The 24,930-nt window shown below is 46.8% G+C and carries 17 protein-coding genes; 9 read left to right on the forward strand and 8 right to left on the reverse strand.

Annotation, left to right across the window (positions count from 1 at the left end; translation table 11 throughout):
- The first annotated feature begins 96 nt into the window (after nucleotides 1–96).
- From AAAT87_RS09550 to AAAT87_RS09585, 8 genes are all read left to right on the forward strand, one after another.
- Entirely contained in the window at nucleotides 97–2,442 is a 2,346-nt protein-coding gene (locus AAAT87_RS09550; RefSeq protein ID WP_349226260.1) for a family 20 glycosylhydrolase, read from the forward strand.
- 54 nt (nucleotides 2,443–2,496) lie between these two features.
- On the forward strand, nucleotides 2,497–5,610 hold the full coding sequence (locus tag AAAT87_RS09555; protein WP_349226261.1) for a glycoside hydrolase family 2 TIM barrel-domain containing protein: 3,114 nt from the start codon (nucleotides 2,497–2,499) through the stop codon (nucleotides 5,608–5,610).
- A gap of 193 nt (nucleotides 5,611–5,803) precedes the next feature.
- Complete coding sequence (mutS, locus tag AAAT87_RS09560) at nucleotides 5,804–8,467, forward strand: DNA mismatch repair protein MutS (RefSeq protein ID WP_349226262.1); 2,664 nt, start codon at nucleotides 5,804–5,806, stop codon at nucleotides 8,465–8,467.
- Nucleotides 8,468–8,506: 39 nt separating this feature from the next.
- Nucleotides 8,507–8,854: a radical SAM-associated putative lipoprotein gene (locus tag AAAT87_RS09565; RefSeq protein ID WP_349226276.1), complete on the forward strand. Its 348-nt coding sequence runs from the start codon at nucleotides 8,507–8,509 to the stop codon at nucleotides 8,852–8,854.
- Between the two features lie 4 nt (nucleotides 8,855–8,858).
- Nucleotides 8,859–9,935, forward strand: coding sequence for a TIGR04133 family radical SAM/SPASM protein (locus AAAT87_RS09570; protein ID WP_349226263.1), 1,077 nt, complete (start codon nucleotides 8,859–8,861; stop codon nucleotides 9,933–9,935).
- A 428-nt stretch (nucleotides 9,936–10,363) separates the two neighbouring features.
- The gene (locus tag AAAT87_RS09575) at nucleotides 10,364–11,500 is read left to right on the forward strand and encodes an AAA family ATPase (RefSeq protein WP_349226264.1); all 1,137 of its coding nucleotides are present in this window, start codon (nucleotides 10,364–10,366) and stop codon (nucleotides 11,498–11,500) included.
- A 506-nt stretch (nucleotides 11,501–12,006) separates the two neighbouring features.
- Entirely contained in the window at nucleotides 12,007–12,195 is a 189-nt protein-coding gene (locus AAAT87_RS09580; protein WP_349226265.1) for a hypothetical protein, read from the forward strand.
- Nucleotides 12,196–12,210: 15 nt separating this feature from the next.
- Nucleotides 12,211–14,355: an outer membrane beta-barrel protein gene (locus AAAT87_RS09585; protein WP_349226266.1), complete on the forward strand. Its 2,145-nt coding sequence runs from the start codon at nucleotides 12,211–12,213 to the stop codon at nucleotides 14,353–14,355.
- Between the two features lie 97 nt (nucleotides 14,356–14,452).
- Here AAAT87_RS09585 and AAAT87_RS09590 read toward each other — a convergent pair whose 3' ends face one another.
- The 8 genes from AAAT87_RS09590 to trhA all read right to left on the reverse strand — a co-directional run bounded on the left by AAAT87_RS09590 (nucleotide 14,453) and on the right by trhA (nucleotide 22,136).
- The gene (locus AAAT87_RS09590; RefSeq protein ID WP_349226267.1) at nucleotides 14,453–15,571 is read right to left on the reverse strand and encodes an efflux RND transporter periplasmic adaptor subunit; all 1,119 of its coding nucleotides are present in this window, start codon (nucleotides 15,569–15,571) and stop codon (nucleotides 14,453–14,455) included.
- 110 nt (nucleotides 15,572–15,681) lie between these two features.
- Nucleotides 15,682–16,929, reverse strand: a complete 1,248-nt coding sequence (locus AAAT87_RS09595) for an ABC transporter permease (protein WP_294970635.1) — start codon at nucleotides 16,927–16,929, stop codon at nucleotides 15,682–15,684.
- A gap of 76 nt (nucleotides 16,930–17,005) precedes the next feature.
- Nucleotides 17,006–18,265 (reverse strand): ABC transporter permease, encoded by a 1,260-nt coding sequence (locus AAAT87_RS09600; RefSeq protein WP_349226268.1) that lies wholly within the window; start codon nucleotides 18,263–18,265, stop codon nucleotides 17,006–17,008.
- A gap of 15 nt (nucleotides 18,266–18,280) precedes the next feature.
- Nucleotides 18,281–18,997 carry an ABC transporter ATP-binding protein gene (locus AAAT87_RS09605; RefSeq protein ID WP_349226269.1) on the reverse strand — a complete coding sequence of 239 codons (717 nt, stop codon included), beginning with the start codon at nucleotides 18,995–18,997 and terminating at the stop codon, nucleotides 18,281–18,283.
- A gap of 162 nt (nucleotides 18,998–19,159) precedes the next feature.
- Nucleotides 19,160–19,531, reverse strand: a complete 372-nt coding sequence (locus AAAT87_RS09610) for a GntR family transcriptional regulator (protein ID WP_117695648.1) — start codon at nucleotides 19,529–19,531, stop codon at nucleotides 19,160–19,162.
- A 19-nt stretch (nucleotides 19,532–19,550) separates the two neighbouring features.
- Nucleotides 19,551–20,393, reverse strand: coding sequence for a hypothetical protein (locus AAAT87_RS09615; protein WP_349226270.1), 843 nt, complete (start codon nucleotides 20,391–20,393; stop codon nucleotides 19,551–19,553).
- Nucleotides 20,394–20,406: 13 nt separating this feature from the next.
- The gene (locus tag AAAT87_RS09620) at nucleotides 20,407–21,231 is read right to left on the reverse strand and encodes an ABC transporter ATP-binding protein (RefSeq protein WP_349226271.1); all 825 of its coding nucleotides are present in this window, start codon (nucleotides 21,229–21,231) and stop codon (nucleotides 20,407–20,409) included.
- 248 nt (nucleotides 21,232–21,479) lie between these two features.
- The gene (gene trhA, locus AAAT87_RS09625; protein WP_349226272.1) at nucleotides 21,480–22,136 is read right to left on the reverse strand and encodes a PAQR family membrane homeostasis protein TrhA; all 657 of its coding nucleotides are present in this window, start codon (nucleotides 22,134–22,136) and stop codon (nucleotides 21,480–21,482) included.
- 291 nt (nucleotides 22,137–22,427) lie between these two features.
- On the opposite strand from trhA, the gene AAAT87_RS09630 reads away from it, so the two are divergent.
- A complete protein-coding gene (locus AAAT87_RS09630; protein ID WP_349226277.1) occupies nucleotides 22,428–24,623 on the forward strand; it encodes an alpha-galactosidase in 2,196 nt (731 codons plus the stop codon).
- Nucleotides 24,624–24,930 lie beyond the last annotated feature (307 nt).

Genomic DNA, 24,930 nt, shown 5'->3' on the forward strand with positions numbered 1-24,930 from the left:
GGTTTCTAACTAAAATTAATATATATCTACTCTGCCTTCCAGCCCCCAAAAAGCTGGGGGGCAATTATTGCAACTAACACAATATTCAACTTTTATATGAAGAAAATCAACAAATTCTTAGGTTCGTTGGCAGCTTGCGCAGCGATGTTGGGGGGAGTCTCAACTCAGGCAGTAGCTGCAGATATTAATATTATCCCTGTGCCTGTGAAAACACAGGTGCAGAAGGGTGAGTTTGTATTGCCTCAAAAGGTAGTGATCTCTTATCAGACTGCGGATGGCAAGAACATCGCAGAGTATATGGCTGATAAGCTGAAGGCATCTACCGGCTATGATGTAACCGTAGGCGGCAAGAAGGGAAATATCTCTATCCAGATTTCTCCTTCCATGAAGATGGCTGAGGAAGGCTATCGCCTTACTGTTACCAGCAAGGGCGTAGTAATCAAGGCGAAGACCGGAAAGGGTGCCTTCTATGGTATGCAGAGCTTCATGCAGCTGCTGCCTGCACAGGTGGAGAGCGCTACCAAGGTGAGCGGCGTGAAGTGGGTGGCTCAGTGCTGTGACATCCAGGATGCGCCTCGCTTCGGCTACCGTGGCTTCCATCTCGATCCATGCCGTCACTTCATCACCGTAGAAAACGTGAAGAAGCAGCTCGACATCATGTCTATGTTCAAGGTAAACACCATGCACTTCCACCTCACTGAGGACCAGGGCTGGCGCATCGAAATCAAGAAATATCCTGAGCTGACTTCCATCGGCGGCTATCGCCTCCAGGGTGACGGCTCTACCTACGGCGGTTTCTATACCCAGGAGGAAATCAAGGACATCGTGGATTATGCAGCTAAGCGCTACATCACCGTGATTCCTGAAATCGACCTTCCTGGTCACATGATGGCAGCAATCGCTGCTTATCCATCTCTCTCCTGCAAGGGCGAGCAGTGGACTCCTAGAATGGTATGGGGTGTTGAGGATATCGTGATGTGTCCGGGTAAGGAAGATATGTTCCGCTTCCTGGAGGATATCGTTCGCGAGGTGGTGCCTCTCTTCCCTGGCAAGTATTTCCACATCGGTGGCGACGAGTGCCCTAAGACCAGCTGGAAGAACTGTCCTACCTGCCAGAAGCGCATCGAGGCTGAAGGCTTGCAGGCTGACGGCAAGCACTCTGCTGAGGAAAGACTCCAGAGCTACGTAATCAAGCGCATGGAAAAGATGCTGGCTAAGTACGGCAGAAAGATCATCGGCTGGGATGAAATCCTCGAAGGTGGTTTGAGTCCTGAGGCTACCGTGATGTCTTGGCGTGGTACATCCGGAGGTATTTCGGCTGCTTTGCAGAAGCATGACGTAATCATGACTCCTGGTAGCGGCGGTTTGTATCTCGACCATTATCAGGGCGACTACAAGATTGAGCCGGTTACTATTCCTAGTGCTCCTGCTTATCTCTCTAGAACATATAACTATGAGCCTGTGCCTGATACCATCAAGTCTCTGGGACTGGAGAAGCATATCCTCGGTGTGCAGTGCAACAACTGGTCGGAGTATATGTACACCAATGCCAAGATGGAGTATCAGATGTATCCTCGCTCTCTCGCTCTCGCTGAGATTGCATGGTCACCAGCCAAGAAGAAGAACTTCACAGACTTCGCCCGCCGTGTAGATGCCAACAGTGTCCGCCTGGATGAGCGCCACGTACGTTATCATATCCCATTGCCTGAGCAGCCATACGGTTCTTGCGACAAGGTAGTGATTACCAAGGATACCGTAGTTACCTTCCAGACTTCACGTCCGATGAAGATGGTCTATACCTTGGATGGTACTACTCCAACTCCGGCTTCTGCTGTCTATACCGAACCTATCAAGGTGAGCGGCAATATGATCATCAAGATTGCTACCGTATTGCCTTCTGGCAAGATGAGCAAGGTGAGAACCATCGACGTAGAGAAGCAGAACTATGCTCCTGCTGTGAATGTAAGCGATACCAAGGCTGGCTTGCAGCTGCGCCGTATCAAGGGTAATTACTTGAAGGTGAATCAGTTGGATTTGGCTGATGCTGAGTGGCAGGACTGTGGTACTGTTACCAACCTGAACAAGATGAAGGTGAGCCAGCCAGACGATGCTACTACCTTGCGTGGTGCCAACAACTATGGTGCGATTGCTGAGGGATTCATCAATGTTCCTGAGGATGGTGTTTACTATCTCTCTTCCCGCATGGAGCAGGTTTGGATCGACAACAAGCTCGTGATCAACAACGAGGGTGCCGTAAAGGCTGGTACCAACAGCGACAATGCTGTAGCTCTGGCTAAGGGTCTGCATCCAGTGAAGTTCGTTTATCTCTGCAATATCGTTGGTGGATGGCCATCTTGGTGGAGCAACCTCAACCTCGAAATGCGCAAGGATAATCAGAAGAAGTTCACAGCAGTAGAGGGAACTCAGTATTTCCACAAATAATTGAATTAAGAAGTTAAAGGAGTTAAGAAGTAATACCAATAACTGATTAGGAATATGAATATCAGAACCATCGCAAATGTATCACTTTGCCTTGCCATGCTTTCGATGAGCAGTGGGGCGCTGGCTCAGAGTGAGTCTCGCTGGCAGAATGTGAACATCAATCAGCAGAACCGAGAGCCTCGACGCGCCAATTTCTTCGCATTCGAGAATTTGGAGAAGGCGCAGAGTTTTGATAAGAAGAAGTCGGCCAACTACCTTTCCATGGAAGGTATGTGGAAGTTTAATTTCGTGAAGGACCACAACAAGCGTCCTGCAAACTTCTTTGCTCTGAAGTATGATGACTCACAGTGGAAGGATTTCCCTGTGCCTGGTTTGTTTGAGTTGAACGGATATGGTGATGCTACCTATAAGAACATCGGATATGCCTGGGCAACTCAGTTTGACCCGAACCCTCCTTATATCAGCGAACTCAACAACTATACGGGTTCTTATCGCCGTACGTTCGAGCTTCCTAAGGACTGGAAGGGGAAGGATGTGTATTTCCACGTGGGTTCTGCCACCAGTAACCTGACTCTCTGGGTGAACGGCAAGTACGTGGGATACAGCGAGGACAGCAAGGTGGCTGCCGAGTTCAACATCTCTAAATATCTCAAGCCGGGAAAGAACCTTATTGCCATGCAGGTGATGCGATGGTGCGATGGTTCTTATTTCGAGGACCAGGATTTCTGGCGCTTCACGGGTATCGCCCGTGAGGTGTATCTCTATGCGCGTCCGAAACTGCATGCTGCTGACATCCGTCTGAACGCTGCCTTGGAAAACAACTACCAGGATGGTGTGTTGAACTACAAGGTTTCCTTGAAGGGAGGAAAGACAGACGTTGCCATCACCTTGTGTGATAAGGATGGCAAGCAGATTGCACAGGCTACAGGTGCACAGGGCGTCATCAAGGTACCAAAGGTAAATGCCTGGACGGCTGAGACTCCTTACTTATATAAGGCATATATCACCCTGAAGAACAAGCAGGGCGCCGCTGAGGTGATTCCGCAAAAAGTGGGATTCCGCAACGTGGAAATCAAGAACGCACAGCTGCTTGTTAACGGACAGCCTGTGCTGGTGAAGGGTGCCGACCGCCACGAGATGGATCCGGACGGTGGATACGTAGTGAGCCTGGAGCGCATGATCCAGGATATCAAGATCATGAAGCAGTTGAACATCAACGCCGTTCGCACCAGCCACTATCCATGTGATCCTCGCTGGTATGACCTTTGTGATGAATACGGTATCTACATCACCGCTGAGGCAAACCTCGAATCTCATGGTATGGGATATGAAGAGAAGTCGCTTGCCAAGTTCCCTGAGTACATCGTGCCTCACATCGAGCGCAACGAGGGCAATGTGAAGCCGCTCATCAATCATCCTTCCGTCATCGTATGGAGTTTGGGTAACGAGAGCGGCTATGGCGTCAACTTCGAGAAGGCTTACGACTGGGTGAAGGCGTGCGATAAGACCCGCCCTGCACAATATGAACGTGGCGGATACGACAGCAAGACAGATATCTACTGTCCGATGTACATCGGTTACGAGGAAAGCGAGAGCTATTGCAAGAGCAACGGTACCAAGCCATATATCCAGTGTGAGTATGCTCACGCCATGGGTAACTCTGAGGGTGGTTTCAAGGAGTATTGGGACCTGATCCGCAAGTATCCTAAGTACCAGGGTGGTTACATCTGGGACTTCGTTGACCAGGGTCTGCGCGACAAGAGTCCTGTCACCGGTAAGGAAATCTTTACCTATGGTGGTGACTACGGACGCTATCCGGCCAGTGACTACAACTTCAACTGCAACGGTATCATCGCTCCTAACCGCCGTCTGAATCCTCATGCGTATGAGATTCAGTATGTTCTCCAGAACGTCTGGATTAAGGACTTTGATGCAGAGAATGGTTCTTTCAATGTCTATAACGAGAATTTCTTCAAGAATATCGATGACCTGAGCCTGACTGCTACCCTCTTTGCCAATGGCGTGAAGTTGACTACCGTAGCGATTCCAGATACCAAAGGCATTGCTCCACAGGCAACCAAGCTGGTAAAGAGCGAGGCGCTGAAGAGTGCCATCGAAAAGGCTGAGGCTGAGCACGCTACAGAGGAAATCACCATCAACTTTGCCTTTGCAAGTGATGGTAGCCAGCCGCTGGTTGACAAGGGGCAGGTGATGGCTCGCCAGCAGATTGTACTCAACGGATATGAGTTCGACAAGGTAGATGCTACTGCCAACACCGGCAGCAAGATTGAGGTTGAGGAGACCAACAGCTATGTGAAGGTTTCTGCTGAGAGAATGTCGGTTACCATCGGCAAGAAGACCGGTATGATTGATTACCTCGATGTGGATGGCGAACCAATGTTGAAGTTCCGTGAGAGTATGACTCCTGAGTTCTGGCGTGCTCCTACCGACAACGACTACGGTGCTTCTCTCCAGAAGAAGATGAGAGTCTGGAAGAACCCTCAGATGAACCTGAAGTCGTTCGACAAGAGTGAGAGCAAGGACAGCGTAGTACTGACTGCCAATTTCGAAATGCCTGAGGTGAAGGCTGAACTGATGCTCCGCTACCGTATCAATGCGGCTGGTGAAGTGACAGTTACCGAAAAGATGACAACAGACAAGGAGGCTAAGGTAGCTGATCTGTTCCGCTACGGTATGCAGTTGCAGATGCCTTCTTCTTTCTCTAAGTTGGAATACTATGGTAGAGGTCCGGAGGAGAACTACATCGACCGTCATTCTTCATCTTTCATCGGAAAGTATGAGGCTAACGTGAAGGACGAGTATTATCCATACGTCCGTCCACAGGAGAGCGGTAACCATACAGACATCCGCTACTTCTCTATCTTCAACCCAACCACCGGTAAGGGTATCACCTTCGAGGGCTATGCTCCTATGGAGTGCAGTGCTATCCCTTATCTGGTAGAGGATCTGGATGCAGGTATCGAGAAGGAGCATGCCTGGGGACAGCACAGCGGCGACCTGGTAGAAAAGGGTCTCGTACAGTTACACATCCAGCAGCGCCAGTTTGGTCTGGGTTGTATTGACAGTTGGGGTGCTTCACCAATGGAGAAGTACCGCATGCACTATCAGGACCGCTGCTTCAGCTTCGTAATTAAAGCTAAGAAATAAGATATTTACACACTTGTGTATTCATGTAATTCATCGGATAAGTGCTCTTCTTGCAGGGATGCAAGGGAGCACTTTTTCTGTTTTATGGGGGGAAAAGTTTAAAAATAGATTAAATCCTTTGTTGATTCCCCCTTTTTTTCTTATTTTTGCAATTCTAACAAAATATAAAGGCAAACATAAGATAATTAAGATAATGGCAAGCGATAACAAAGGTCTTACGCCGATGATGCGACAATTCTTCGAGATGAAATCCAAGCATCCCGAGGCATTGCTGCTTTTCCGTTGTGGCGACTTCTACGAAACTTACTGCGAAGATGCGGTGGAGGCTTCCCGTATTCTCGGCATCACCCTGACCCGAAGAAACAATGGCGGTGCTACGGGCAGCATCGAGATGGCGGGATTCCCTCATCATGCACTCGATACTTACCTGCCTAAACTCATCAGGGCAGGAAAGCGAGTTGCCGTATGCGACCAGCTGGAAGACCCGAAGAAGAAACGCCTGGAAATCAAGGGCAAGAAGGGATTGAGCCAGATGGACAAGATGGTGAAGCGCGGTATTACCGAACTCGTTACTCCTGGTGTGGCGATGGGCGACAACGTGCTCAACTACAAGGAGAACAACTTCCTGGCTGCCATCCACTTCGGTAAGACTTCCTGCGGCGTAAGCTTCCTCGATATTTCTACCGGTGAGTTCCTCACCGGCGAGGGAACCTATGATTATGTAGAGAAACTGATGGGTAACTTCATGCCGAAAGAGGTGCTCTACGACCGTGCCCGAAAGAATGATTTCGAGAAATACTTCGGTACCAAATACTGCACCTTCGAACTCGATGACTGGGTTTTCACCGAGCAGACGGCGATGCAGAAACTCCTGGGACACTTCAAGACCAAGTCGCTGAAAGGCTTCGGTGTGGAACATCTCAAGAATGGTGTCATCGCCAGCGGTGCCATCATGCAGTATCTGGAGATTACCCAGCATACGCAGATCAACCATATCACGGCACTTTCGCGCATCGAAGAGGATAAGTTCGTGCGCATGGACCGATTCACCATCCGAAGTCTGGAGCTGGTAGCTCCGATGCAGGATGACGGTCTGTCTCTGCTCAACGTCATCGACAAGACTGTAACGGCAATGGGCGGACGAATGCTCCGCCGCTGGCTGGTGTTCCCGTTAAAAGATGTGCGTCCTATCAACGAGCGCCTCGATATCGTGGAGTATTTCTTCAAGGAGCCGGAGTTCCGACAGCTTCTCGACGACCAGCTTCATCGTATCGGCGACCTGGAACGTATCATCTCCAAGGTGGCCGTGGGCAGAGTTTCGCCTAGAGAAGTGGTGCAGCTGAAGAATGCACTCGAAGCCATCCAGCCTATCAAGGTGGCTTGTCAGCATGCCAAGAACGATGCCCTGAAGCGAGTGGGAGAGCAGCTCAACGTCTGCGAAACCCTGAAAGACCGCATAGCCAGGGAGATTCAGCCTGATCCGCCTCAGCTTGTCAACAAGGGTGATGTGATAGCCGATGGCTATAATGCAGAACTCGACGATCTGCGTTCCATCAGCCGTCATGGCAAGGATTATCTTCTGAAGATTCAGGAGAGGGAAATCGAGAAGACGGGCATCAGCAGTCTGAAGGTAGGATATAATAATGTATTCGGATATTATCTGGAAGTGCGCAACACCTTCAAGGACAAGGTGCCTGAGGAGTGGATCCGCAAGCAGACGCTGGCGCAAGCCGAGCGATATATTACCCAGGAACTCAAGGAATACGAGGAGAAGATTCTCGGTGCCGATGAGAAAATCCTGATTCTGGAGGCACGACTCTTCAATGAGTTGATTGCTGCCATGCAGGAGTATATCCCTCAGATTCAGATCAATGCCAATCTCATCGCCCGCATGGATTGTCTCTTGTCTTTTGCCAAGGCTTCGGATGAGAACCGCTATGTGCGCCCGGTTATTGATGATTCGCAGATACTGGATATCAAGCAGGGTCGCCATCCTGTGATTGAAACCCAGTTGCCGCTGGGCGAGCGATACGTGCCAAACGATGTGTTGCTCGATACCGAGAAGCAGCAGGTGATGATGATTACCGGTCCTAACATGGCGGGTAAATCAGCCTTGCTCCGCCAGACGGCGCTCATCGTGCTGTTGGCTCAGGTGGGCTGCTTTGTTCCTGCCGAGAGTGCAAGGGTAGGTCTGGTAGATAAGATCTTCACCCGTGTGGGAGCCAGCGACAACATCTCGCTGGGTGAATCTACCTTTATGGTGGAGATGACGGAGGCTGCCAACATCCTGAACAATGTGTCGCCCCGCTCCCTGGTACTCTTCGATGAGTTGGGTCGTGGAACATCCACCTACGATGGCATCAGCATCGCCTGGGCTATCGTGGAATATCTTCATGAGCACAAGAAGGCGCAGGCTCGTACGCTCTTTGCCACTCACTACCATGAGCTAAATGAGATGGAGAAGAATTTCCCTCGCATCAAGAACTTCAACGTGAGTGTGAAGGAGGTGGATGGCAAGGTTATCTTCCTGCGCAAGCTGGAGCCGGGTGGCAGCGAGCATTCCTTCGGTATCCACGTGGCAGAGATAGCCGGTATGCCGCGCAGCATCGTGAACCGTGCCAACGATATTCTGAAGCAGTTGGAGCAGGATAATGCTGGAGTTGGAGGTGCCGGCAAGCCGAACGTGCAGCATCTGGATGAGCCTAAGGAGGGAGTTCAGCTGAGTTTCTTCCAGCTGGACGACCCAGTATTGAGCCAGATTCGTGATGAGATTCTGGGCCTGGATATCAACAACCTCACCCCGGTAGAGGCATTGAATAAGCTCAACGACATCAAGAAAATCCTGCTGGGTAGATAAGTAGATAAAATGCTCTCTAGAACGGATAAAAAAGGTTAAATATCCCCATCACAGAGGGGAACCCCTATCAAGGGCATCAAGGCGGTAGTGGTGGAGGACTATGGTAATGAAGGAAGTTATCGAATGGACTCAGCTTATACCGACAGCAAGGGTGATTATGTTACCAAGGAAAAGAGCATGGATGGTGCCATCGACTGGGTTCATAAAGAGAAACGACTGAAAGTGATTCTCGAAGATGTAGATGGTGGAGCCAATGGTGGTGAATTTGCTACGGATACCATCAAGTCGGAAAATATCACTGTAGAGCAAATGGGAAAAGGTGAAGGAACTTGGGATTGGGGCTCTTTTGAGGTTACTGCCAATGGCAAGATGAAGAAAAAGAAGTAGTCGTATGACAAATCCAGAATCTTTATCCCTTCGCCGTCGCTTGGCATTGGAAATTGGGAGAAAACTCTATCAGCAGAAGGTGAAGGAGCATCCTTTGCGCCAACTCTTCTGGGAGTGTACCCTGCGCTGCAACCTGCATTGCCGCCATTGCGGAAGCGACTGCAAGGTGAAGGCAGGGCAGCAAGACATGCCTCTGGCAGACTTCTTGCGAGTACTAGACAACATCAGGCAGCATACCGATCCTCATCAAGTGTTTGTCATCGTAACAGGTGGCGAACCCTTGATGCGTGAAGACATTGCCCAGTGTGGCGCAGTCATCTATCAGAAAGGTTTCCCTTGGGGTATGGTGACCAATGCCCTATATCTTACTCCTCAGAAATTCAATGATTTGCTCCGTGCTGGTCTCCATGCCATGACCATCAGTATGGATGGCTTGGGCGAGGAGCACAACTGGATGCGAGGCAACAAGTATAGCTTCGATATGGTTTCGCAGGCGATAGATATGCTGGTGGCTCATCCAGAGATTAAGTTTGACATCCTCACCTGTGTGAATCGTCGCAATTATCCCCACCTCTCTGCCATCAAGCAATTCCTGATAGATAAAGGTGTCAAGCACTGGCGAGTCGTAGCCGTATTCCCAGTGGGTAGGGCAGCCACCGACCCCGATATGCATCTCACTCCCGAAGAATACCGTGGCATCTTAGACTTCATCAAGCTTACTCGTAAGGAGGGCTTGATAGATTGCAGCTACGGCTGTGAGGGCTTCATGGGCAATTACGAGGGCGATATCCGCAATCATTTCTATTCATGCCAAGCTGGCGTAACAGTTGGTTCCGTTTTGGTGGATGGCTCCATCTCTGCCTGTGCCAGCATCCGTTCCAATTATCATCAGGGCAACATCTACCAAGAAAATTTTATGGAAGTGTGGCAGCATCGTTTTGCCCCTTATCGCAACCGAGAGTGGATGCGCAAGGATGAGTGCGCCCAGTGCCGCCACTTCCGCTATTGCCTAGGCAGTGGTATGCACCTGCGTGATGATGAGGGAAGGCTCATCATGTGCCCGCTGCATAGGTTGAAATAAGTTTTTTATTAGATGAATTAATTAAACCGTACTGGTCGAAATTGTTTTTAAGACTAGAAGAAAGTTCCGTTCAGCGACGTTGAACCTACATTCAGCGTCGCTGAACCTACATTCAACGTCGGCGAACGGAGATTCAACGTCGCTGAACGAAACTTTCTACTAACTCTAGAAACATTTTCCTTTAAAGGTAGATAGTAATTCCTTTAAGGGAAGAATTATTTCGAACTTAAGGACATTGATGTCTGAAAGGATGTTCTTTTTCTTATTTTATAGGGTGATAGTATTTTTATGGGATATTGATATCAGCTCAGATTGGCTAATAATTACTAAAAGTTACCTTAAGGTAAGTTACCTTTGGGTAACTTTTTGTATATTTGCAGGTGATACGAATGTTGTAAAACAGATAAAACGAATTTAATTAGAAGAATATGGCAGTGTTTCAATCTCCTTTTCAGTTTGGTACTTTGGCTACCGAAGAGAATTTTATCGACCGAACGGAAGACAGGGCTTTGCTCAAGCAACTCCTGGCTTCCCATATCAATGTGATGCTCATTTCTCCACGTCGATGGGGAAAATCGTCGCTTGTCAAGAAGGCGATGACGGAACTGAGTGAAGAAGATAAGGAGGTGAGGATCTGCTATATAGATGCTTTCAGTATCGGCTCGGAAGCAGAATTCTATCGCACTTTTGCCAGTCAGGTCATAGCCTGTGCTTCTTCCAAGATAGAACGTTGGATAGAGGATGCCAAGAAGTTCTTGACGGGTGTGGTTCCACAGATAGTAGTTAACGATCAGATTACGGATTTTGTGGCTTTCGACCTGAAGTTTGTTCCGCAAGAAAGAGATAAGATGGCGATTCTCCAATTGCCGGAGTTGCTGGCGAAAGAAAAGGGAATCAGGATTATTGTGTGCATAGATGAATTCCAGCAGTTGGCTAATCTCCCGGAATATAAGGATATGGAGGGCAAGATGCGCTCTGTATGGCAACAGCAGCAGTTGACCTCTTATTGCCTTTATGGCAGTAAGCGCAATATGATGCTCAACATCTTCAACAATTCCAACAGTCCGTTCTATTGTTTCGGACAGGTCATCTTCATGCAGAAGATAGCCAAGGAGCATTGGGTTCCTTTTATCTTATCATCTTTCGAGAAGACCGGCAAGCGAATTTCAGAATCTTTTGCCCGCAGGATTTGCGATGTGGTGGAGTGTCATTCCTGGTATCTGCAGCAGTTGTGCTATTTTATTTGGAGCTTTACGGTTTCTGAGGTGACGGAAGAAGTGTTCTCTCTTGGTCTCAAGCAGGTATTGAACATCAATACCCCTATGTTTCAGAACGATACGGAAAATCTCAGTTCTACCCAGATAGAGATGCTCAAGGCGATAGCTGATGGTGAGCAGCATTTCTCATCACAAGCAGTGAAGCAGGTGTATAATCTGGGTAATCCCAATACGATAGTTAAGAACAAGAAGATTCTTCAGAACAAGGATATCATAGAGAAGCAGAAAGCTGATTTTGTATTTGTAGATCCGGTCTATCGTCTGTGGTTTAAGGAAGAGTATTGCTAAAAGGCAGAAAAGGTTCTTGGTGACACCAGTGACACTTATGACACTTGTTTTCTAAAACTTTCTTCACGCGGGCGGGCAGGAAAAATTTTTCTGAAAAGCTTCCCGCCCGCCTACGTGAGAGAGTTTTTCTGAAAACAAGTGTCATAAGTGTCATCCGTCATTCCTAAGTAAGTTACTTAGCTATAGTAACCAAGTCACTTAGCTATCCTAAGTAAGTTACTTAGCCGTCATAAGCAAGTCTCTTTTACCATTGGAATTAATCATCTTTCTGAGCTAATCATCAGAAAAAGAAAGAAAATCCGTGAGAAACAGTGAATAACCGTGAGAAACCGTGAAAGGCGGATTCTCAGGGTTGTATCTTTGCATTGTGATTCAGAAAGGACTACAGGCAATGCGCAGCGCTACTTGACTTTGTTCAGATGAAAGTTCTGCCTTTTTCTAATTTTATAGAGTCATTATGTTGTAGTTTCTTTATTTTTTCGTACTTTTGCAAAAAAAAGAGAGAAATGAAAGAAAAGGTCATATTTTTATTGTTAATCATCATGCTTCTTGCATCTTGTGCAGGAAACAGGAAGTATGATGATTTGATGCAGCGGGCAGATAGCATCATGAATGCGGATGATGACTCCGCCAAGGTTGCCATCCGGATGCTTGAAGAGCCTTATGAGAAATTTTCGTATATGCTAACAGATTAAAGAATAAAGAAATATATGAGAGTAATAATGGTAAGATGCATTTTCTTGGTCTTTTTTATGGTTATCACTACCATAAGTTCTTATGGACAAAATGAGGAACAGAAGATGATGGGGGAGGCTAAATTGAAAGAGGAGAGCTTACTGACTCGTGATACGTTATCTTATGCACTCAACGATGTCGTAATAAAAGGATCAGCCAAGAGTATGCGTATTACGGACAATTCCGTCATCATGAACATCGCAAACACAGAATTGGCAAAGAAAGGAAAGCTCTTGGATATTTTGACTTATATGCCTTTTGTTAGTAAACAAAATAATAACATTATTGTTGCAGGTAAAGGAGAACCTATCTTTTACCTTAATGGTCATCGCTTGTATGAATCGTCTGAACTGGAAAAACTATTGGCTTCTGACATCAAGGACATTGAAGTCGTAACTTCGCCTGGTGCCGAATATGATGCCAGTGCTAAAGCTGTGATTAAAATCAGAACAATAAAACCAAAAGGTGTTGGATTTAGCGGAAACGTAGAAAGTACTTTCGCTTACTTAGGCAATCATAAACTCTCAGAAATACCTAGAAGTAATTTCAATTATAGAACAGGTGGCTTGGATGTCTTTGCGTCTCTAAATCTTCGTGATACAAGAACAAAGAGCGAGTCAAGCCAAAACATGTCGTTAACAAATGAGGACACTTATGCCCAAAATGAAACTTCCGTAACACGTAATACTTGGTTGGGCTATGATGGAAACATAGGTATGGACTATACTGCCAAGTCTTGGAATTTCGGCATAAAATATGCTTTTACAAAGACTCCATATAATAAAGCTACAACAGAAGGCGACGTGCAAGTGATGAAGAATGAAGAAACTTTTTATGACCTATGGTTGAAAAATGCTACCGACATCAATATGTTGGTTCAAAACCTCAGTGCTTATGCTATTTATGACTTGAGTAAACATAGCAAACTTTTTATGGACTGGTATCTTAGCAAGAGCGACAATGATACAGAACAGGACATCGAAGAGATTTACACTGCAAGCTCCCCAAAATATACAAGTTCACATAGCTCCTATTCCAACAAGTTTTTTGCTGGAAAATTAGAAATGCAGCACACATTCAACTTTGGTAATATAAAGTACGGAACAGAATGCTCCCAAACACGATATACAACTGCCTTTGAAAATAAGGATAACAGTCTTCTGACTCCTGCTTCAAGTAGCCTAAGAAAAGAAAAAACGATAGCGGCATACACAAGCCTTACTCTGAAAAGCGACTTTATGACTACTTCTGCAGGAATGAGATATGAATATTGCAAAGTAAACTATGAAAGCAGCGACTATGACGATTCCTGGAATGAGTCGAATTGGTTCCCTTTCATATCACTGCAAAAAAGGTTAGGCAAGGTAAAGCTCAGTGTGAGTTATACCAATAAAATCAAGCGACCGGTGTATTACTCTTTTAGGAACAATGTTACCTATCGTTCTCCATTTGAGTATTCCACAGGAAATCCTAGTTTGAAATCAACGTTTTATCATACCATCAGTTCGTTGCTATCTTATAAGAATCTGAGTGCTTCTGTGACCTATGAAGCACAGAAACATCCAGTCTTCTATATGATTCGACAATATGGTGACAACAATGCAGTAATGGTTCGTCCAGAGAACGTTAAGTCTTACAAGCATTTGGTCGTTACGGGGAATTGGTTTACCACACTAGGTCCTTGGACTCCCTATATCAGTGCTTCATTAGAAAAGCCTTTCTTAAAGATAGAATATACTCAATATAAAAAGATGAGAGCGAATATTGAGTTGTTTAATACATTTTCCACACACCAAGGTTATAACTTTGATGTAAACTTCTCTTTTTCTAGTGGCGGCAATCAAAATATAATGGATAGAAAAGCTAACAGTATGTTCCAGCTAGGAGCATATAAGAATTTCTTGGGAGAAAATCTATATGTTGGTATCTATTATATGGATGTCTTCAAAACACAGAAGAGTAAGTACACCATTCTGTTGGACAATGTTTGGCAGCACAAGTCATCCTATGATTTTAACAATGGTATTTATATCACAGCTATCTATAAGTTTAACAATGCCAATAGCAGATATCATGGTAATCAAGCGGGACTTTCTGAAAAAGCTAGGATTGCCATGTAAGCAGGGTAAAGAGGGCGTGTCATCAAGCTCATAACACATCTATTATAAAAGGTTATCCAAGGGTAAATTACCTTTAGATAACCTTTATTTTTATATCTTATTCGTCATCCTTGTTGTCTGCCACAACCTGCGGACCTCTTACCTTGTCCTTCAGGCTCAGACCTTTCTTGATTTCGATGTTCACACCATCGCTCAATCCGGTGGTTACTTGCTTGCGCTCGTAGGTCTTCTTCTCGCCGCTGCCCTTTACGATATAGACAAAGGTGCTGTCGCCGCTGAACTCGATAGCACTCTCGGGCACGGTAATCACGTGGCTCGCCTTTGCCAATACGATCTCAGCATTAGCACTGTAGCCGGAACGGATCTTGCCGCCCTTTACTGAGCGGACGGCTGCCTTTACCTCAAACTGGTTGGCTCCATTGTTCTCTACAGCCTTTGGAGAAATATACTCCAGGTCGGCGTCAAACTTCAGGTCCTGCATCGCTCCGATGGTAATCTTCATCGGCATTCCCACTACCAGATTGCCCACTTCGGTTTCGTCGATGTTGCCACGGAAGATGAGGTCATTCATGTTTGCTACACTGGCGATGGTGGTTCCGTCATTAAAGGTGTTGGCGAGAATCACGGAGTTACCTACCTTGACAGGAATATCGAGGATAATTCCCGAAATGGTAGAACGGATGAGGGTGGAAGAGGCGCTGGCGTTGCTCTTGGAAACACCATCACGAACTACTTCGAGCGCATCAAGGGCGGCAACTTTCTCCTCCTTTGCCTGCTGCAACGACTGTTTCACCTTGTCAAACTCATCGGCGCTGACCAGCTGCTTCTTGTAGAGCTGTTCCTCGCGACCATAGTTTACCTGTGCCTGCTTCAGGTTAATCTCGGCAAGGCGCACACGAGCCTGCGCCGAACTGAGCTGTCCCATGTCCGGAATCACCTTTACCTTAGCGATTACCTCGCCTGCCTGCACGAAATCGCCTGCCTGCTTGCAGATTTCGGTGATGATACCGCTGATCTGAGGCTTTACGTTCACCTCGTTGCGAGGCTCAATCTTACCCGTAATCACCGTGGTTTTCAACACATCGCCCATCTTTGGGGTAAACTCGGTATATTCCACAGGCTTAGGCTGTGATTTCTCATAAAGGAACACGAAGGTTCCGATGAAAATCAAGGCGACTATCGCCGCAACTATCAACTTTGAATACTTCTTATACATTGAACTTTGAATTTTGAACGTTGAACTTTATGATTACCTGATGAACTCTGAGATATTGACTTGAAGCATTTCATAAAGTTCAATGTTCAAATCTCAAAGTTCAAAGTTATTTATTCGTCTCTCATTGCATCTACCGGCTTGATGCTCATGGCTCGCCACGCTGGGGCAAGTCCGGCAAGGCCGCCAAGGATGCAGATGAGGATGGCTGAAGAGATGGCTGTCCAGAAATCTACCTGGAAGTGGGCGGTGAGAATGCCATCCGTGGTGTTCGCCATCTCCAGCATCTGCAGGATGGCTACTCCGAAGATGATGCCGCTCATGCCTGCCACCAGGGTGAGGAGAATACTCTCTGAGATGATTTGCGAGAGAATCATCTTCGGCGTGGCTCCGATGGCTCGGCGAATGCCTATCTCGGTGGTTCGCTCCTTCACCGTTACCATCATGATGTTGGAAACTCCGATGGCGCCGGCGAGAAGGGTGCCGATACCTACCAGCCAGATGAGGAAGTTGACGCCCTTAAACAGGTTGTCGAGCATCTGGAAGAGCACCTCCGTATTGAATACCATGATTCCTTTTTCGTCTGAAGGGTCGATGTTGTGAGCCCTGGCTATGGTTTCACGCATTCGCTGGGCGATGCTGCTCATCACCACGCCCGGCTTACCGGTGGTGGCGATGATGTCGATGGCGGTTCCGCGGTTGTAGGCGGTGCGGAGCACGGATTGCGGAATGGTGATGGTTTCGTCGGCTCTACCGCCGAAGTTGATGCCATTTCCCGAGCGGTAATCTACACCCACTACCGTGTAATAGGTGGAATCCACTCGCACGCTCTTGCCGCACGGGTCACCGCCGCCGGGGAAGAGGGTTTTGTAAATCTGTTTGCCGATGACGCAAACCTTGCGCTGGCGGCGCACATCCATCTCGTTGATGTATCTGCCGTAAAACATTTTAGGCGCAGAAACCTGGGCGTAATCGGGATTTACGCCCTGCGTGCTGCCGCTGAATTTCTTGTCGCCAAACACCACCGACTTGTTGCCTCCGAAGAGTAGCGGGGTGATGACATCGAGTTCGGGTACCCTGTGGCGCAGTCGCTCCAGGTCTTTCTCTTCCATCTGCCAGGAACGCCCCTTGTTGAATCCCTTGTAGGGTTTGGTGGTGTTCTGCGCCCAGATGATGGCGGTGTTGGTGGCGAAGCCTGCGAAGTTGTTTTGCAGCATCTCCTTCAGTCCCTGGCCGCCACCCATCAGAGCGATGAGCATAAACACGCCCCAGAACACGCCGAAGCCCGTGAGCAGACTGCGGCTCTTGTTCCTCGTGATGGTGTCGAGAATCTCTTTATATGTATCTAAATCTAATCGCATAGCCTAGTCTATATATATAATAAGGTGTAAGCAAGAATGAATTCAACATTCAACACTTAGCATTCAACATTTTGCATTACTCCGCTCTCAGCGCTTCTATCGGTCGGATTCTTGCTGCCTTGATGGCTGGGATGAGTCCGGCGATGGTGCCTGCGATGACGATGGCGATGGTAGCACCGATGCAGGTGCCGAGGCCCACCGTAGGGTTCACAAACATGGCGGCTTTAAACAGTCCGGTATCTACGGTGGTGTGGCCGATGGTTGCGTCCATGATCTCGTTTGCTGCCACGCCACAGACCATTCCGATGTAGCCGAAGAACGAGGTGATGATGATGCTCTCGGTGATGATGAGCTTCAGTATCGACCAAGGTTTGGCTCCGATGGCTTTTCTTACGCCAAACTCTCGGGTTCGCTCCTTCACGGTGATGAGCATGATGTTGCTTACGCCCACGATGCCGCTCAGCAGGGTGAACAGACCTACTATCCAGAGTGCCGTCTGCATGATGGCGATTCCCTGGTTCATCTGGATATTGTCCATGTATCGGTTCCAGAGCCAGATGGTGCGGTCGTCATCAGGGGCAGCCTGGTGGTTGTTGTTGATGCTGGCACGATAGTTCTTCTCAAACTGCTCGTTATCTTCCTTGGTCTTCAGATTCTTGATGGTGAACTCCAGACTTCCTGCATCATCGCCCTTGGCGTAGATGGTCTTGATGGTGGAGTAGGCGATGAAAGCATCGGTATTGTTGCGCGATTCATCATCCTTGTAAATTCCTACCACCTGGAAGTTGAGATTGCTGATCTTTACGTTCTTGCCCACCAGCGAACGGTAGTCTTTGCAGAGTTCCTTGGCCTGGCTTCGGCTCAGCACCACATTCTTGCGCTGCTCCTTCATATCGATTTCGTTGATGAATCGTCCGGCAATCAGCTCCGTCTTGTCGATTTTGGGATGTGTAGGAGCCACACCCACCAACGACTGGCTTGCCACATAATTATCGCCATAATTGATGTTCACGTTATACTGTTCCAATCTTCCACCCACATCATCCACGTACTGGCCGTAGGTCTGGTTGCTGATGAGGATGTCCCTGTCGTTGAGCGTGATGCTTCTGCCTTCTTTCAGTCCCTTGTAAGCCTTGGAGGTTTCGCCCGGGAATACTCGCATGGAGTTGGCAAGGAATCGGGTGCTTTGCTGCAACTGGGCATTAATCAGTCCGTTGCCGGCGCCCAGCAGGAATATCAGCATGAAGATTCCCCAGGCAACGGCAAATCCCGTGAGCGAAGTGCGGAGCTTGTTGCGCTTCGACGTGCTCCATATTTCTTTGATTAATTCTCTCATGTTCCAAGTTCAAAGTTATTTCACGTAGTCTTTCGATACGAGATGATGGTCTCTGTTGTCTTCGATGCTTCCGATGAGTCCATCCTTGATATGGATAACCTTATCGGTCTCGTTGGCAACACCGCTTTCGTGGGTTACCACCACGATGGTCATTCCCTCTTTCTGGTGCAGTTCCTTCAGCAGGTCCATCACTTCCACGCTCGTTTTGGAGTCGAGGGCTCCGGTAGGCTCATCGGCAAGGATGATTTCGGGTTTGGTGATGAGGGCACGGGCGATGGCTACACGCTGCTTCTGTCCTCCCGACATCTCGTTAGGATAATGGTTGGCCCATTGCTTCAAGCCCAGTTTGTCGAGATATACCATCGCCAGTTCGTGGCGCTTTTTGCGGCTCACGCCCTGGTAGAAGAGTGGAAGCTCCACGTTTTCCACCGCTGTCTTGAACGAGATGAGGTTGAACGACTGGAAGATGAAGCCGATCATCTTGTTGCGGTATTCGGCAGCACGGGTTTCCGAGAGGTCTTTGATGAGCACATCATTGAGTCGGTATTCGCCCGTATCGTAGTTGTCGAGAATACCCAATATATTTAATAAGGTGGATTTTCCCGAGCCGGAAGCACCCATGATGCTGACGAACTCGCCACGTTCGATGTCGAGGTCGATGCCCTTCAGCACATGGAGTGGCTGAGCACCCTGATAGGTCTTGTTGACGTCTTTTAGATGAATTAATGACATATAATACGTTTGTTTATTGATATGAATTTTAAACGTTAGACGCTTGCAACCTTCAGAAAGTTGCAAGCGTAGCCCTTTTTTAAAAACGTGATTACATACACCTTATTATATATAAGGCAAAGACAGAAGCTATAAATATATATTTGAGGATGAATAGTGTCATCATATCTTTATCTTTTTGAGATTCTTCTCCAACTCTTCCTTCACTTCATCGATGGAGATGTCGAGAAGCTGCATCTGTCGGGCGAGTTCCGGGAGTCTTTCTTTCATAAACTCCTTTTTGCGGGTTTTCTTAATCTGCTTCTTGGCTCCTGCGGAAACAAAGTAGCCCAGGCCTCGCTTGTTGTAGATAATCTCGTCGGTGGCAAGCAGGTCGTATGCCTTCACGGCTGTGTTGGCGTTCACCTCCAGCAGTACGGCATATTCCCTGACGCTCGGTATTCGCTCGTCTTCCTTGTACTTGCCCGCCAGGATTTCATCGCTCAGTCGCTCGGCTATCTGTACGTATATTGCTTTATCATTACTGAAATTCATAATCTTCAAATTTTAATTCTTAGATGTTGATCCACTTGTTGCAGACAACCTGCATGCGGGTAAAGAGCTTGTAGGATGCCCAATAGTTGAAGGCAGCCAAAGCCAGGAAAACAACGAATGCTGTAATTGTTAAACAATAGTTAGCTGTGGAACCATTGCTGAAGTTAATATGACTGAAGAAATCAAAAACTCCAGCTTCTCCTAATTTGTTGATTATGCATCCCAAAATCATACTAAGAAGAATGCCCGTGCAAGCTGTTAGCAATACAGGCAGCTTGCGATAGAATGTTCCGCCAAGTGTTGCGAAAGAATGGGAAAATAGTATGAATGAATAGAGGGTAATCCATTTCAGCCAGTCGTTGTCGAAAGGGTGAATTGTGGGAATAATATGGCTGAGCACAGCCCAGGTGATGCTGATATGAAAATCTGGAGTGATGATGAAACTAAAGATGAACTGTATAACATCGGCCAAGATTACTGCTGCAAAAAGTTGAACCAAAACACCGATACTCATCATGAGTAGTCGGGCCACAAACTTCTCTAGATTACAAGCAGGAAGCATCAGGAAACTCTCTCTTTGCAATTTAGTCTTTATGTTATTGAATATACAACTTGCCAAGACGTAGAACGCGATGAATGCTATTACAGAAAAGAACATGCAAACACTTACCTGGTATTGATGACCAGCCAGCTCTACATCGGTTGAGTTAAGCCAATATCTCATGCTAAAAAGTCGCAATACACAATAGATGGAAAGGCCGATGGCGAGACCTGCTGTAGCTCCAAGATGACGCTGCCAGTTGGTGAGAATATCCCAACGAAGTACCATGCTTAATCTATGTAAATCGAAATTCTTTTTCATAATCGTCTAATTTTTAATCGTTTAATTTTCCATTAATTACTGCATTGAAGAGCAACTCCAGGTTCATCTGTGTTTCCTGCTCACCCTCTTGTCGCTTGCAGATGGCGGCATTGCCCTGCAGGGTTGGTTCGGCGTAGAGCACGGTGTCGTCTATCTCCTGTGGGTTGCGGTACTCGAAGGTGTATTTCTCGCAGATGTCTGAAACCGATGCATCGAGCAGGAGCTGGCTCTGGTTCATGATGATGATGTGGTCGAGCAACGACTCTACATCGTGCACCTGATGAGTAGAGATGATGAGGGTGCGGTCTTCCGTCATGTTATTGGCGATGACCTTACGGAACTGGCTCTTCGATGGGATGTCGAGACCATTGGTTGGCTCGTCCATCAGAAGAAAGCGGGTACCCGTGGCGAGTGCGAAACTCATGAATACCTTCTTCTTCTGTCCCATCGAGAGTTCGTTCAACTTGAGAGAGAGTGGTAAATCAAAATCCTTGAGGCAACGGTCCAATACTTCCTGCGAGAAGTTAGGATAGAACTCCTGGTTCATCTTCACGTAGGTGGCGAGGGAAACGTTGGGCAGTTCAAACTCTTCGGGCACCATGAAGATGTCCTTCAGCATCTCTGCTCTGCGATCTTGTGCCGAAATGCCATCCACGAGAACGGTACCTTGTTGCTGGCGGAGCAATCCGCTGATGAGGTAGAGCAGGGTGCTCTTGCCTGTACCGTTCTTACCGAGCAAGCCATAAATGTTGTTCTCCTTGAGTTCCAAAGAGAAATCTCTAAATACAAGGTGCTTGCTACCTGGGTATCTGAAATCAATGTCTTTAATCTGTATCATAATCTTTAATGTTTTAGTGTACTACTTCAATAGAACACTGCAAAGGTATGCTTTTTTTCAATAAGTTCCAAACTTTTGGGCAATTATTTTCATACTTTAACGTAATGTTAACATTATCACCTTATTATAAAAAGCTAAGGGTGTCGTTCATAAAAGAAAAAAGATGTTTTTCTAAAAAGCAAAGGCATCGAAAAGCCTTCACTTTTTGATGCCTTGATTCTTATTCTTGGTTTCTATTCTTGAGTCGTTTAGATATATTTCATCAGAATGTCCCAAACGGCGATGATGTGGCAGACGCTACCTGCCAGGACGAAGAAATGGAACACGGAGTGCATGTATTTCTTCTTGTTGATACTGTAGAACACGGCACCCGTGATGTAGCAGACGCCCTCTGCGATAATCCAGATAACCGTGGCTGGGGATACGGAATCTATCAGAGGCTTGAATGCGACAAGTACCGATAATCCCATACCCACAAAGCAGAGCGTCTCCAGATTACTGTGGTCCTTGAGTTTGGCAAAGCTCATCACCGTGCCTGCTATGGCGCATGCCCAGATGAAGATAAAGAGGCTCCATCCCCAATAGCCTTGTTCGCGCATCGCAATCAGGGTGATAGGAGAGTAAGAACCGGCAATGTGCCAGTAGATGGCGGCATGATCCCATTTGCGCAGCCGCTCCTTCCACTTGCTCCATGCAGAGATGGCGTGGTAGATGGTAGATGCGATGTAAGACATCAGCATACCGAACAGGTAGAGGATGATGCCTGCCGTGGCCCATCCGTTGTGCATGGTAAAGCACCAATAAAGGAAGATGGCTCCTACGACAACGCCCATCAGGATGCCTCCGGCATGCGACCAGGAGTTCCAAAGCTCCTCCTTGTGGCTGAAATGTATTTTGAGTTTCATATAGCTTTATTTCTTTTGAATTGTATGATATATAACGTTTACGGGGCAAAGATACTAAGAAATTCCGAGTTTGATGATATTTTTAGAGATTGTTATGATATGGATGTGATTATCTGGGGTATTCTTCCCCGCTCCTAGCTCTTTTATTTGCTTTATTTGCTTGATGTTTGACTTTTTGTGCTTTATTCCAAAAATAAATCAAGAAAGGGTTGGTGGTTCTTGTTTATTTTCTTATTTTTGCATTCGAAAACTTATCAATAGCAATAACTAATAACGTATATAATAAATATGATGAAATTAAAATCACTTGCACTCTTGCTGATGACTATCGCCATGCCTACGATGGCAGAACAGGTTTCGGTAAACAGTAAGGGGATTTCGCTCATCCTCGATGTGGAGAACGGAAAACCTGCACAGTATCTCTATTTCGGTTCTAAGTTGAATGCTGCTGATTTGCAGAATCTCACAGTAGCTACCAATGGTCGTATGGATGCTTATCCTGCATACGGTCTGAATACTCCTGCAGAAGCTGCACTCGCCATGCGTCACAGCGATGGTAATCTTTCTACTGCTCTCGTGGCTACCGATAGCGATGTGAAGCAGGAGGCTAATGCCACAGTTACTACCATCCATCTCAAGGATCCTGTTTATAATATCAAGGTGGATCTGAAGTACCGTGCCTATAAGGATGTGGATATGATTGAGGCTTGGACTGAAATCAGTAATGGAGAGAAGGGTACTGTTACGCTGACTACCTTTGCATCAGCTATGCTTCCTATACGTCGTGGCGATGTATGGATGAGTCATCTCTCTGGCACATGGGCTGCTGAGGCTCAGTTGAGTCATGAGAAGTTGCAGCCAGGCGAGTTTGTCATCCGCAATAATGATGGTGTGCGTAATTCTCATACCGATCATGCCGAGGTGATGTTCTCTCTCAACGGAAAGGGACAGGAGAATACGGGTGCCGTTATAGGTGCTGCACTTGCCTATAGCGGAAACTATAAGCTTAAGACTGTAACTGATGATACAGAATATCATTATTTCTTTGCTGGTATCAATGAGCAGAATTCAGAATATCATCTCAAGAAGGGTGAAACTTTCAAGACTCCGGCGCTCGCCTTCACCTATTCCAATGAGGGATTGAGCGGTGCCAGCCGCAACTTCCATAAGTGGGGTCGTAAGTACGTGCTTGCTCATGGTGATCAGGAGCGTGATATCCTCTTGAACTCTTGGGAGGGTGTTTACTTCGACATCAACCAGAAGGGTATGGATCAGATGATGGCTGATATCCATAGCATGGGTGGTGAGCTCTTCGTAATGGACGATGGATGGTTCGGAAAGAAATATCCTCGCAAGAGAGATAATACTGCTTTGGGCGATTGGGTAGTAGATACCGAAAAATTGCCTGACGGTATCGAAGGCCTGCTTCGTGATGCCAAGAAGAATGGCGTGAAGTTCGGTATCTGGATTGAGCCGGAAATGACTAATACCAAGAGTGAACTTTACGAGAAGCATCCTGATTGGGTGATCAAGGCGCCTAAGCGTGATGCGGTAGTTGGTCGTGGTGGCACTCAGCTGGTTCTTGATCTCGGTAATCCGAAAGTGCAGGATTTCGTATTTGGTGTGGTAGATGATCTGCTTACTAAGTATCCTGAGATTGCCTATATCAAGTGGGATGCCAATATGGCCATCATGAATCATGGTAGTCAGTATCTTTCTGCCGCTGATCAGAGTCATCTCTATATCGCATACCATCAGGGGTTTGCTAAGGTTATCGATCGTATCCGTGCTAAGTACAAGAATGTCATTATCCAGTGCTGTGCCAGTGGTGGTGCTCGTGCCAACTGGGGATGCCTCCGTGGTTTCGATGAGTTCTGGGTAAGTGATAATACGGATGCCCTGCAGCGTATCTATATGCAGTATGGTACCAGCTACTTCTTCCCAGCTATAGCTATGGCAAGTCATATCTCTGCTGTGCCAAACCATACCGTATTCCGCACAACTTCTTTGAAGTATCGTATTGATGTAGCTATGAGCGGACGTCTTGGAATGGAAATCCAGCCAAAGAATATGACGGATGAGGAGAAGGCTCTCTGTCGAAAGGCTATCTCTGAATACAAGGAGATTCGCCCTGTTGTTCAGTTTGGCGACCTTTACCGTTTGGTTTCTCCGTACGATAATCAGGGCCTGTCTTCTATCATGTATGTAAGCGAGGCTAAGGATAAGGCTGTGTTCTACTGGTGGAAGCTTGCTAACTTCTATAATGCGCACCTTCCTATCGTTAAGATGGCTGGTCTGAATGCAAACAAGATGTATAAGGTACGTGAGCTTGATGTCATCGATAATACTCCTTTGACTTGTGAGGGTAAGTCATACTCTGGCAAGTATTTGATGGAACATGGCTTGGAAATGCCATTGGAGCATAATGTTGACTGGGGTAAAAAGAACGATTGGTCTTCTCGTGTTCTCTATTTGGAGGCTCAATAAAGGCTGGTTTTTATAAAATAAAGAGAAAGCTTTCTCGTGATGGTGCTTTTAAGTACACACGAGAAAGCTTTTTTTGTTTTAGGCGTGTGTGTCCGAACACAAACGTTCTTACGCGCGTATATATATAATAAGGAGAAGAATGAATTTGAAACGCGAAAAGTGTTTATGAGTGTTAAATTTGAAAGAAAATTGCAACTTTCTTCTCGAAAAATTTGGTGGAATGAAAAATAGTTAGTACTTTTGCACTCGCTTTTGAGAAATCAAGTATTACTCTAAGCAACTAAAGAAAGAGTTCTTTGAAAGATTT

Source organism: Segatella sinensis (assembly GCF_040095255.1).
GTDB classification, from domain to species: domain Bacteria; phylum Bacteroidota; class Bacteroidia; order Bacteroidales; family Bacteroidaceae; genus Prevotella; species Prevotella sinensis.